Below are 12,327 nucleotides of genomic sequence, written 5' to 3' on the forward strand. Positions count from 1 at the left end.
CGAGGCGGTGGTGAAGGCACGTAGGTCCACGACAGGCCTGCCGCGCGCCGGGGGGAACGCCACGCCGGGACGGAGGAACCCGCTCGGCACCGGCCGCAGGTCGCGCGTGCGCGACTGGCCGTCGGCGACCGGCCGCGCCGGGGGCTGGTCCGGGAGACCGGCGCGGAACCGCGCCCAGATCGACGAAGTGCAGCAGGGGGTCCGCTACCGGCGCGTGTTCGTGACGCTGGTCGGGGTGATCGTCGCCCTCTCGGCCGTCGTCGTGCTGGTCGGCACCGTGGGCCTGTTCAGGGAGACGCGCTCCCGGCCGCTGACCGCCGAGGAGCAGAACCGCTACAAGCAGGAGGAGATCGCCCGGCGCTGGCAGGCGTGGCCGACCACCGGGATCTTCCCAGAGGAGCTGAAGTACCTCGGGCTCGACCGCGCCCAGCAGTACGCCAGGCGGGTCGGCATCGCCCCCGAGGCGCGCTGCCGCGACGCCGTGGACCCGGCCGTCGGGGCCGTCCTGACCGAGCACGGGTGCGTCAGCATGCTGCGCGCCACGTACGTCGACCAGACCTCCACCTTCGTCTTCACCGTCGGCGTGGCCGTGCTGGCCGACGAGGAGGCGCGGGCCTCGGCCGGCGGGGACCTGACCCACGACGACCGGGTCGGCGTGCTGCCCGTCGCCTTCCCCGGCACCGTGACCGAGCGGTTCGGCGTCCAGCAGCGTCAGCGCACCGGCTGGGTCGGCGCCGGCCCCTACCTCGTCTTCACCACCGGCGGCTACGCCGACGGCCGCACCCGCGCCGCGATCCGGCAGGAGGAGAGCCTGCACAGCGAGCTGTGGCCGGCCGCCAGATCCATCGGCAACCAGGTCGCCTACTTCCTGGCCGACCCGCCCAAGGTCCCGCCGTGCACCCAGGGGAACGTGTGCTAGCCGCCGTGCGCGCGCTGACCGCCGCCCTGCTCGTGCTGCAGACGCCCGCGCAGGCGCCCATCCGCGAACAGCAGCAGTGGGTGCTCGACGCGCTCAACGTCGAGCAGGCGTGGCAGACGACCAAGGGCGCGGGCGTCACCGTGGCCGTCATCGACAGCGCCGTGGACCCCGGCATCAAGGAGCTGCGCGGCCGCGTCACAGTCGGCCCCGACATGAGCTCCGGCGCGGTCCGCCGCGAGGCGGCCCCCGGCGCGCACGGGACCGCGATGGCCGGGCTCATCGCCGCCTCCGGCGCGGACGGCGGTTACGTCGGCGTCGCGCCCGAGTCCCGCGTGCTGTCCCTGCCACTGGCGGTGTCGGAGGACCCGGACCGGGTGGACCCGCCCCTGGCCGAGGACCGCGCGGTGATCGAGAGCCCGCTCGCCCGCGCCCTGCGCTACGCGGTCGGCCAGGGCGCGCAGGTGGTCAGCATGTCCATCGGCACGTACGGGGCGCACCGGTCCGAGCGGGAGGCGGTCTCGTACGCGCTCGGCAAGGGCGTGGTGCTGGTCGCGGCCGTGGGCAACGACGGGCGGACGGAGTACGCCAGGGAGAACGGCACCTCCTACTGGAGCTTCCCCGCCGGGTACCCGGGCGTGATCGGCGTCGCGGCCGTGGACAAGCGGAGCCAGGTGGCCCCGTACAGCAGCGACAACCTGTCCGTGCTGGTCGCCGCGCCGGGGTCCGGGGTTCCCGTGATGAAGCGCGGCCGCGGCTACGGCACGTCGGAGGGCACCAGCGCGGCCGCGGCGCTGGTGGCGGGGGTCGCCGCGCTCGTCAAGGCGCGCCACCCCGGCCTGCGGCCCGACCAGGTGGCCCAGGCGCTCGCCGCGGGCGCCAGGGGCAGGCCCGCCGCCGGCTACGACGAGCGGACCGGTTTCGGCGTGGTCGACGCGGGCGCCGCGCTGAACGCCGCGGCCGGGCTCGCCGGGCAGCGGCGCAGCATCCCCGTACCGAGTGATCAGCACTTCGGGCAGGGCGAGGACTCCCCGCCGCCGTCGGCGCCGGGACCGGACCCGTGGCGGCTCTGGCTGTACGGGCTCGGGGTTCTGATAGCGCTTGTGCTGTTCTGTGGCGGGATCGTGGTTCTCAACCAACGCAGACAGTGAAGATCCGCTAAGGTCGCGCCTCATGGGATACGAGCTGCGCGTGGTTCGTGAGTCGCCCATCGCCCTCGCGGACCTGGTGAAGGCGGTCGAGGCGGCGGGGTTCGAGCTGCGCGGGTCCGACGAGATCGTCGCCAGGCACGGCGACGGCGACCACGCCGTGGGGGCGTGGCGCGGCCAGGTGGTCGGGGAGCCCGGCTCCGACTGGCAGGTGGCGCAGCTGGTGCGGCTGTCGGGCGCGCTCGGCGCCCGGCTCGTCGGCGAGGACGGCGAGGTCTACGCGCTGCGCGACGGCGTGGTGGAGGTGCTGGCCGACGGCACGGCGCTGGCGATCGGCGCGTTCGACGAGATGCTCGCCGCGGGGCCGGCCGCGTGGACTCCCTGACCCCGTACGCCGAGCGGGTGCTCGACCTCGTCGAGCGGATCCCGCCCGGCCGGGTGATGTCCTACGGCGACGTCGCCGAGTATCTCGGCGAGGGCGGACCGCGCCAGGTCGGGCGGGTGATGTCCACCTGGGGCGGCGGCGTGCCCTGGTGGCGCGTGGTGCACGCCGACGGCACCGGCGCCCCCGGGCACGAGGCCCGCTGCCTGTCCCACTGGCGCGAGGAGGGCACTCCGCTGCGCGGCGAACGGGCCGACATGCGCCGCGCGCGCTGGGACGGGCGTTCAGCGGATTCACAGGAAGCACACTGACCTGCCTCTTCGCGAACAGCGCGAATTGGCTGCATGTGACTCCTATTACCATAGGCAGAACATAGACGGCGGCCTGAAAGGCGGTGCCTACCCGATGGCTAACGGCGTAACAGCCCAGAGCCCGGGCGGCGAAGCGGTCCCCGACCGCCTCAAGGCTGTCCAGGACCTCTGCGACCGCGGCGAGCCGCTCGCCGACGTCATGAGCCTCGTCGGGCCCGGCGGACGCGACCCGGCCTTCGACGCCGAGGTGCTCAGCGGGCCGCTGGGCGCGCGGATGGACCTGGCGGTCAAGCGCGGTCCCGCGACGCGGCGCGAACTCCTCGCCCTCGTGCGCCCGTACCTCGCCGGGGTGGATCCGAAGGTCAAGCGCGAGCTCCCGGTGGCCCGCCGCCTCATGTGCCACCTCATCGAGGCCCGTTCCGACGAGGAGCTGGCCGAGGGCGAGACCCTGGCCGAGGTCGTGGCGGCCGCCGCCGAGCCGTCCAGGCGCATCCGCAAAGGGCTGCGCTGGTACGCCGACCTGCCGTTCAAGGACGAGCTGCCGGCCGCCCTGTACCGGCTGCGCAAGGCCGACCTGGTGCCCGTCACGCACATCGACGACATCGTCTGGGACGGCGGCAGGCTGCGCATCTCCGGCTACGCCTACCTGGCCGGGCTGTCCGTCCGCAGCCGGCGCTTCAACTGGGCGACGGTGGTGCTGCGCGGCCCGCGCTGGCTGCCGCCGGTGCGCCTGCGCACCCGGCGCGTGCTCGCCCCCGAGGCCACCCACGGAGCCCGCGAGGTCGGCTGCAACTACGACTGGTCCGGCTTCACGGCCGAGCTCAACCCGTTCGCGCTGCGCTGGCGCGGGGCGGCCCGGGGCGTGGTCTCGGCGGTGCGCCGCCGGCTGCGCCGCCGCCCGGCCGTGGCCGACACCACGACGTGGCGGGCCGAGATCGTGTTCTGGAGTCGCGGCGCCTGGGCCACCGGCCTGCTGCGCGGCTACGGCGTCGGGCGCAGCGAGCGGCCCGCCGGACGTCAGCTCAGGCCCGGCTGGTGGGTCCGGCCGGTGTGGACCTCCGACCGCGCGCTCCAGGTGGCGTTCCAGCCCAACCGGGCCGAGCTCACCGGCGTCACCGTGGACGACGAGCACCTGAAGCTGAGGATCGCCATGCCCGGCCGGGTGGTGACCAAGGGCCACGCCAGGCTCGGCGGCCACCGGATCGCCGCGGACTTCACGCCCAAGGGCTCGGGCACCGAGGTGACGCTCGACCTGGCCGTGCCGGCGCTGCTGCAGGAGAAGGACGGCCGCCGGCTGTGGGTCGAGCCGAAGGGGGACCCGGCCGCCACGGTCATGCTGGGCGACCTGGGGGAGACCCGGTTCACCAGCGGTGACCGCGAGATCACCGTGCTGGGCGACCGGCGCGACCGTGTGATCGTCTCCGCCCACCGGATCCGGCCCGTCATCGTCTCGGCCGGGTGGGAGGGCGCCACGCTGGTCCTGCGCGGCAGCTACCCCGACGCCGCCGGGCCGCGCGCCATCTCGCTGCGCCACCGCTCCGGGCTGTCCTACCAGCTGCCGATGGAGCGCACCGGCGAGCGGTTCGAGGTGCGGTTCGAGCCCGGCGCGATGGACCGCTTCGGCGAGCCCGTGCCGCTGGCCTCCGGCACCTGGAACATGTCCATGCGCCACCCGTCCGGTGAGATCGTCCCGGTGCGGATGGACCACGCCGCGCTGGAGGGGCTGGACGAGACCCCGCGCACGGCCGGCGGCCACTGCTTCCGCCTGGTGTCCACCCGCTTCGACGTGCCGGTGGTGCTGTCGGAGGAGGACCGGCCGGCCGACGAGAAGGGCCTGGCCGGCACCCACGTGCTGCGCAAGGTCTTCTACCCGCAGCAGCGCACCGAGCCGCTCGGCGACGCCACCGTCTACGTGGTCAACGAGGGCCGGCTGTACGCCGACAGCGTCCGCGCGATCTACGAGGAGCGGCTGCGCCGCGGCGACGACCGCGAGCACATCTGGATCGTCAAGGACGGCGCGTTCACGCCGCCAGGCCCCGCCACCGTCGTGCGGACCGGCAGCCGGGAGCACAAGGCGGCGCTGGCCAGGTCCCGCTACATCGTGACGAACTCGTTCCTGCCCGTCTGGTTCCGCTCCCGCGAGGGCCAGGTGGTGCTGCAGACCTGGCACGGCACCCCGGTCAAGCACATCGGCAACGACCAGCCGCACATGCGGCGCGACCCGAGGCCGCCCGTCTGGCACCGGCAGGCCGCCGAGGTGCGCGGCTGGGACGTGCTGCTGTCGCAGTCGCCGTGGGCCACGCCCGTGCTGCGCAAGGCGTTCGGCTACCAGGGCGAGGTGCTGGAGTGCGGGCTGCCCCGCAACGACGTGCTGACCGCTCCCGACCGCGAGGAGCTGGCGGCCGAGGTGCGCCGGCGCCTCGGGCTGGTCGAGGGCAAGCGGGTGGTCCTGTACGCGCCCACGTGGCGCGACTACGACCGCAAGAACGCCATGGTCAAGCTCGACCTGGCGAAGGCGCGGGAGGCGCTGGGCGCGGACCACGAGCTGCTGGTACGGGGTCACCCGATGCAGGCGGTGCCCGCCGTTCCCGACATCGCCCACGACGTCACGACTTATCCGGATATTACGGATCTGCTGTTGGTGGCGGACGTCCTGGTGACCGACTACTCGTCCGTCATGATGGACTTCGCCGTGACCGGCAGGCCGATCGTGCTGTACGGCTACGACCTGGCCAAGTACGCCACCAAGCGCGGTCTCTACCTGGACCTGCCCGAGATCGCGCCGGGGCCGGTGCTGTCCACCTCGGCCGAGGTGGTCGACGCGCTGCGGTCGATCGACGAGGTCGCGGCGGCGCACGCCGACCGCTACGACGCCTTCCGCGCCACGTTCGCGCCCCGCGACGACGGCAAGGCCACCGCCCGCGTCGTGGACCACATCTTCTCCTGATCCGGCGTTCTCCCGCCCGGCGTGTCGGGCGGGAAAACCCAGATTTGCCCCGATACCCTGGTCGATCGCTCGGGAGACCGGTCAATCCGGCACGATCTACCCCTGTGGTCTGATGGAATCTAGGGTTGTGAGTGGTCAGGGCTGGCGACTGGTGCGCCGTGGCAATGGGGGGCCCGCTGAGCCCCCTGTGCTGGACGGGCACCAGCGCGCGGTGGTGGACCACCCGGGCGGCCCGCTGCTGGTCCTGGCCGGGCCGGGCACCGGCAAGACCACCACGATCGTCGAGAGCGTGGTCGACCGGATCGAGCGCCGGGGCGCCGACCCCGAGCGCGTGCTGATCCTCACCTTCAGCCGCAAGGCGGCCGGCGAGCTGCGCCAGCGCGTCACCGCCCGGCTGCGCCGCACCACCCGCACGCCGGTGGCCATGACCTTCCACTCCTACGCCTACGCGCTGCTGCGCCGTGAGGCGGTGCTGTCCGGCGAGCCGCCGCCCCGGCTGCTCACGGGGCCGGAGCAACTGCTGGAGGTGCGGCGGCTGCTCCACGGCGAGTTGGAGGACGGCGCCCTCGACTGGCCGGACGACCTGCGCGAACCGCTCAGGACCCGGGGGTTCGCCGAGGAGCTGCGCGACTTCCTGTCCCGCGCCGCCGAGCGCGGGCTCGACGGCGAGCGGCTCCAGGAGCTCGGCAGGCGGCACGGGCGCGCCGACTGGGTGGCCGTGGGCCGCTTCGCCGACCGCTACGAGACCCGCTTCGACCTCGACCCCGAGCGCACCCTCGACTACGCCGAGCTGATCGCCGAGGCCGGCAGGCTGCTCGCCGAGCCCGGCGTGCGGGCGCGGGAGCGGGCCGCGGTCGACGCCGTGTTCGTGGACGAGTACCAGGACACCGACCCGGCCCAGGAGTTCCTGCTCCAGCAGCTCGCCGGCGACGGGCGCGACCTGGTCGCGGTGGGCGACCCGGACCAGTCCGTCTACGGCTTCCGCGGCGCCGACGTGCACGGCATCCTGCGCTTCCCGCAGCGCTTCCGTACGCTCGACGGCCGCGACGCGCCGGTCCTGGCGCTGCGCGTGTGCCGCCGGGCCGGCGCGGACCTGCTGACCGCGTCCCGGCGGGTGGCCGCCCGGCTGCCGGCCGCGCCGATGCCCGACGAGCGCGGCACCCGCGGCCACCGCGACCTGACGCCGCTGCCCGAAGCGCCGCCGGGCGAGGTGCGCGTGCTGCTGGCCGACAGCACCAGCCAGGAGGCGGCGGTCGTGGCCGACACGCTGCGCCGCGCCCACCTGGTCGACGGGGTGCCCTGGCACCGGATGGCGGTGCTGGTGCGCTCCGCCAAGCGCCAGGTGCCGCTGCTGCGCCGGGCGCTGGTCAACGCCGGCGTGCCCACGATGATCGCCGGAGACGAGGTGCCGATCGCCCAGGAGCCCGGCGTCCGCCCTCTGCTGACCCTGCTCAGGGTCGCGATCGACCCGGCGGAGCTGGACGAGAACGTCGCGGAAGAGCTGCTGACCGGGCCGCTAGGCGGCACGGACATGATCGGCGTGCGCCGCCTCCGCCGCGCGCTCAAGATCGCCGACAACGAGGTCGCCGCCGACCCCCCCGAGCTGCCGTACGTGCCGCGCTCGTCCGGCGAGCTGCTCGTCGCCGCGATCAGGGACCCCCGCGAGCTCGTACGGATCGAGCCGCACGTCGCCGTGCCCGCCGAGCGCGTCGCCAGGCTGCTGGCCACCGCCCGCGCCGCGCTCGACGAGCAGGGCAGCGCCGAAGAGGTGCTGTGGGCCGTCTGGCAGGCCGGCGGGCTGGCCGCGAGGTGGACCGACATGAGCCTGGGCGGCGGCACCCGCGGCGCCCAGGCCGACCGGGACCTCGACGCGGTCGTGGCGCTGTTCGACCAGGCGGCCCGGTTCGTCGACCGGATGCCCAAGGCGGGGCCCGAGGTGTTCCTGGACGACCTGGCCTCCCAGGAGATCCCCGGCGACACGCTGTCCGAACGCGCCCCCGACGGCGACGCGGTGCGCGTGCTGACCGCCCACCGGGCCAAAGGGCTGGAGTGGGACGTGGTGGTGGTGACGGGCGTGCAGGAGGCCGTCTGGCCCGACCTGCGGCTGCGCGGCACCCTGCTGGGCGTGGACGACCTCGTCGAGGTGGTCGAGGGCGGCCGGCCGAACGCCGCCTCGCTCGCCTCCAAGCTGCTGGCCGAGGAGCGGCGGCTGTTCTACGTGGCCGCCACCCGCGCCCGCCACCGGCTCGTCGTCACCGCCGTCGGCGGCGAGGACACCGACGAGCGGCCGTCCAGGTTCCTGTCGGAGCTGATGCCGGGCGCCGTCGAGGAGGCCGGGGCCGGCGACCGGTCGCGCTGGCTCAGCATGCCCGCGCTCGTGGCCGACCTGCGCAGCGCGGTCACCGACCCCACCAAACCGGCCGGGATGCGCAGGAACGCGGCAAGGCAGCTCGCCAGGCTCGCCGCCGCGGGCGTCTCCGGCGCCCACCCCAACGAGTGGTACGCGCTCACCCCGATCTCCGACGACCGGCCGTTGAGCTGGCCCGGTGACGTCGTCACCATCTCCCCTTCCGCCGTGGAGAGCTTCACCAAGTGCGGCCTGCGCTGGCTGCTGGAGACGGCCGTCGGCGCCGCCGGCACCAGCAGCGCGCAGGGCCTCGGCAACGTCATCCACGCGCTGGCCGTGCTCGCCGCCACCGGGCTGCCCGACGAGAACATGCTGGGCAAGCGCCTCGACGACGTCTGGAAGGAGCTCGACTTCGGCGGCGCCTGGTTCAACCGCAAGCAGCGCCAGGTGGCCGAGCAGATGATCGGCAAGTTCCTGCGCTGGCAGCGGGACAACGGCCGAGATCTGGTCGCCCTGGAGGAGTCCTTCGTGGCCACCATCGCCGAGGGCGTCCAGATCAAGGGCCGGGTCGACCGGCTGGAGCGCGACGAGGACGGCCGCGCGGTGATCATCGACCTCAAGACCGGCGGCGCCAAGCCCAAGCCCGGCGAGCTCGACCGCCACCCGCAGCTCGGCGTCTACCAGCTCGCCGCGCTGCTGGGCGCGTTCGCCAGGCACGGCATGGACGAGCCGGGCGGCGCCGCGCTCGTCCAGCTCGGCAAGGCCGCCGGCAAGAACGACGCGATCGAGCAGAAGCAGGGTGCGCTCGCCGACGACCAGAACCCCGGCTGGGCCGCGGACCTGGTCGACACCGTCGCGATCGGCATGTCCGGCCCGGTCTTCCAGGCCAGGGCGAACGACGGCTGCCGCACCTGCGCCGCCAGGTCGAGCTGCCCAGTGAACGACAGCGGGGGACAGGTGTGCTGAACCCGGTCGAACTGGCCGACAAGCTCGGCATCCTGCCGCCCACCCCCGAACAGGCCGCCGTCATCGAGGCTCCGCTGGAGCCGATGGTCGTCATGGCGGGAGCGGGCTCGGGCAAGAGCGAGACCATGGCCGGCCGCGTCGTCTGGCTGGTCGCCAACGGCCTCGTCAAGCCCGCGAACGTGCTCGGCCTCACCTTCACCCGCAAGGCCGCCGCCGAGCTGGCCGCCCGCGTCAGGGAACGGCTCTCCGGGCTGGTCGAGGCCGGCCTGGCCGAGCCCGAGCTGCTGCACGACGAGCCGGCGGTCTCCACCTACCACGCCTACGCCTCGCGCCTGGTCACCGACCACGCGCTGCGCGAGGCGCTGGAGCCCACCATGCGGCTGGTCACCCCGGCCGTCTCCTGGCAGCTCGCCTCGCGGGTCGTCGCCCTGTACGACGGGCCGATGGACAAGGTCGAGCTGGGCCCCGCCTCGGTCACCGCCGCCGTCCTGGAGCTCGCCGGCGAGCTGTCGGAGCACCTGCGCGGGCCCGAGGACGTGCGCCGGATCGGCGCCTGGCTCCACGAGCGGCACGCCGCGCTGCCCGGCCGCGTCACCAAGGCGCAGAGCAGGCCGCTCGCCGTGCACGCCGCCAGGGAGCAGCTGCTGCCGCTCGTGCAGGCGTACGAGCGGCTCAAGCGCAGGCGCGAGGTCATCGACTACGGCGACCAGATGGCGCTGGCGGCGAGGATCGCCGCCAACCACAAGGAGGTCGGCGAGATCGAGCGCTCCCGCTTCGCGGTGGTGCTGCTCGACGAGTACCAGGACACCAGCCACGCCCAGCTCGTGCTGCTGCGCTCGCTGTTCGGCGGCGGCCACCCGGTCACCGCCGTCGGCGACCCGTGCCAGTCCATCTACGGCTGGCGTGGCGCCTCGGCCGGCAACCTGCGCCGCTTCCCCGCCGACTTCCGCACGGCCTCCGGCGACCCGGCCCCGGCGCGCCGGCTCAGCGTCAGCTTCCGCAACGGCGACCGGGTGCTCGACGTCGCCGCCCGGGTCCAGCTCCCGCTGCGGATGGAGGCCCGCGAGGTGCCCGTGCTCGTGCCCGGTCCCAACCGGGTGGACCGGGGCCGCGTCACCTGCGCCTTCCACGAGACCGCCGGGGACGAGGCGGCGTGGATCGCCGGGATGATCGGCAGGATGCTCGGCCAGGAGGTCGCGCCCGACGGGCTGCCCTGGGGCGAACGGGAGCGCAAGAAGACCCTCGCCATCCAGCCGCAGGACGTCGCCATCCTGGCCCGCAAGCGCTCGCAGTTCCCCGCCCTGCGCAAGGCGCTGGAGGACCGCGACATCCCGGTCGAGGTGGTCGGCCTCGGCGGCCTGCTGACCGTGCCCGAAGTCAGCGACATCGTGGCCACCCTGCGCGTGCTCTACGACGCGACCGCGGGCGACGCGCTGGCCCGGCTGCTGGCCGGGCCGCGCTGGCGGATCGGCCCCGCCGACCTGCGGGCGCTCGGCGACCGCGCCCGCGAGCTGGTCCGCCAGTCCCGCGAGAGCCGCCACGAGGACGACCCGCTGGAGCAGGCCGTCGCCGACCTGGCCGACGAGCAGGGCAGCCTGATCGACGCCCTGGACGAACTGCCCGACAGGGAGGAGTGGCTGGCGTCGTTCTCGCCGCTGGCCGCCACCCGGCTGGTCGCGTTCGCGCACGAGCTGCGCCAGCTCCGCGCGCACGCCGCGCAGCCGCTGCCCGACCTGATCAGCGAGGTGGAGCGGCGGCTCGGCCTGGACATCGAGGTGGCGGCGCGCAGCGGCACGGCGAGCGCGTTCGCCGCCAGGGCGGACCTGGACGCGTTCCTGGACGCGGCGTCCCGGTTCGCCGGCGACGCCGAGGACCCGACGCTCGGCGCGTTCCTCGCCTACCTGGAGGCCGCCGAGAGCGAGGAGTTCGGGCTGGAAGGCGGCCGGGTCGGCGAGAGCAACAGCGTCAAGCTGATGACCGTGCACGCCTCCAAGGGCCTGGAATGGCCGGTCGTGGTGGTGCCCGGCCTGTCGCAGCTGGCCGGCTCCACGGGCGCGATCACCACGGGCAGCGTCTTCCCCGCCACGCCGGTGGTCAACGGCCGCTGGACGGAGAACCCGCGCAAGCTGCCCTACCCGCTGCGCGGCGACGCCGCCGACCTGCCGCGGCTGTCCGGCCTGGGCAAGGAGGACCTCGCCGTCTTCGACGAGCTCTGCCGCGCCAGGGATCTCATGGAGGAGCGGCGGCTGGCGTACGTGGCCGTCACCCGCGCCCACTACCACTTGATCGCCTCCGGCTACCGGTGGGGCACCGCGTCGAAGCCGCTCGCGCCGTCGGACTTCCTGCTGGAGATCCGCGACACCGCCGACCGGGTCGCGGTCTGGGCCGCCGACCTCGAACCCGGCGCCGCCAACCCGCTGCTGGCCGAGCCGCCCCAGGCCCTCTGGCCGGTGGAGCCCGCCGGTCTGCGGTACGAGTCCGTACTCGACGGCGCCCGGCTGGTGGAGGACGCGCTCACGGGCGGCCTCGACTCCGACGAGGACGAGGACGAGACGCTCCGCTCCTTCGAGGAGGAGCGCGTCCAGGCCTGGGAGCGCGACACCGACCTGCTGCTGCGCGAACGGGAGCTGCATCGGCGGCCCGACTCCACCACCGTCGAACTGCCCGCCAGGCTGACCGTCTCCTCCCTGGTCACGCTGGCGGCCGACCCGCGCGAGCTGGCCCGCAGGATCCGCCGCCCGGTCCCGACCAAACCCGCCCCGCTGGCCCGCCGCGGCACCTCCTTCCACCGGTGGCTGGAGACCCGGTGGGACCAGCAGCGGCTCATCGACGACTTCGAGCTCGGCCTGGACGCCGAGCCGGAGGAGGCCGACGTGCGGCTGGCGGAGCTGCGCGAGCGGTTCGAGGAGAGTGAGTGGGCCGATCGGCGGCCGGTCGACATGGAGGTCCCGTTCGAGACCATGATCGCCGATCGGTTGGTGCGCGGCCGCATGGACGCCGTGTTCGAGCTGCCCGGCGGCCGCTACGAGGTCGTCGACTGGAAGACCGGCCGTCCGCCCCAGGGCCGGGCGGCCCGCGCCGCGTCGGTCCAGCTCGCCGCCTACCGGCTGGCCTGGTCCCACCTGGCCGGCGTGCCACTGGACCGGGTGGGCGCGGCCTTCCACTACGTGCGGGCCAACCGCACGGTCCGGCCGGTGGACCTGCTCGACGCCGACGGCCTCGTCGCCCTCATCGAGTCGGTGCCCGCCGAGTAGCCGCGTCCCTTCGAAGATCTTCCCGGAGCGGCCATAGGATGACAGCGGATTCGGAA

General features: G+C 74.5%; 7 protein-coding genes. All 7 read left to right on the plus strand.

Annotated elements, in window-relative coordinates:
• Window positions 1–10 precede the first annotated feature (10 nt).
• The 7 genes from ACQEUU_RS31285 to ACQEUU_RS31315 all read left to right on the plus strand — a co-directional run bounded on the left by ACQEUU_RS31285 (window position 11) and on the right by ACQEUU_RS31315 (window position 12,271).
• Entirely contained in the window at window positions 11–919 is a 909-nt protein-coding gene (locus ACQEUU_RS31285; protein ID WP_433072688.1) for a hypothetical protein, read from the plus strand.
• A gap of 5 nt (window positions 920–924) precedes the next feature.
• Window positions 925–2,067 (plus strand): S8 family serine peptidase, encoded by a 1,143-nt coding sequence (locus tag ACQEUU_RS31290; RefSeq protein WP_433072689.1) that lies wholly within the window; start codon window positions 925–927, stop codon window positions 2,065–2,067.
• 22 nt (window positions 2,068–2,089) lie between these two features.
• The gene (locus tag ACQEUU_RS31295) at window positions 2,090–2,449 is read left to right on the plus strand and encodes a hypothetical protein (RefSeq protein WP_433072690.1); all 360 of its coding nucleotides are present in this window, start codon (window positions 2,090–2,092) and stop codon (window positions 2,447–2,449) included.
• On the plus strand, window positions 2,437–2,757 hold the full coding sequence (locus ACQEUU_RS31300; RefSeq protein WP_270157426.1) for an MGMT family protein: 321 nt from the start codon (window positions 2,437–2,439) through the stop codon (window positions 2,755–2,757). Before ACQEUU_RS31295 ends, ACQEUU_RS31300 begins: the two co-directional genes overlap by 13 nt.
• Before the next feature lie 94 nt (window positions 2,758–2,851).
• Window positions 2,852–5,704 (plus strand): CDP-glycerol glycerophosphotransferase family protein, encoded by a 2,853-nt coding sequence (locus ACQEUU_RS31305; protein ID WP_433072691.1) that lies wholly within the window; start codon window positions 2,852–2,854, stop codon window positions 5,702–5,704.
• Between the two features lie 187 nt (window positions 5,705–5,891).
• Complete coding sequence (locus ACQEUU_RS31310; RefSeq protein WP_433072692.1) at window positions 5,892–9,017, plus strand: ATP-dependent helicase; 3,126 nt, start codon at window positions 5,892–5,894, stop codon at window positions 9,015–9,017.
• Complete coding sequence (locus ACQEUU_RS31315; protein ID WP_433072693.1) at window positions 9,011–12,271, plus strand: ATP-dependent helicase; 3,261 nt, start codon at window positions 9,011–9,013, stop codon at window positions 12,269–12,271. The genes ACQEUU_RS31310 and ACQEUU_RS31315 overlap by 7 nt, the downstream gene beginning before the upstream one ends.
• Window positions 12,272–12,327 lie beyond the last annotated feature (56 nt).

The organism is Nonomuraea sp. CA-218870 (assembly GCF_050936535.1).
Lineage (GTDB): Bacteria > Actinomycetota > Actinomycetes > Streptosporangiales > Streptosporangiaceae > Nonomuraea > Nonomuraea corallina.

Excerpts from the sequence above, each read along its gene's own strand:
- ACQEUU_RS31295 (WP_433072690.1), top strand. The coding sequence starts at position 2,090 with ATGGGATACGAGCTGCGCGTGGTTCGTGAGTCGCCCATCGCCCTCGCG.
- ACQEUU_RS31305 (WP_433072691.1), top strand. The coding sequence starts at position 2,852 with ATGGCTAACGGCGTAACAGCCCAGAGCCCGGGCGGCGAAGCGGTCCCC.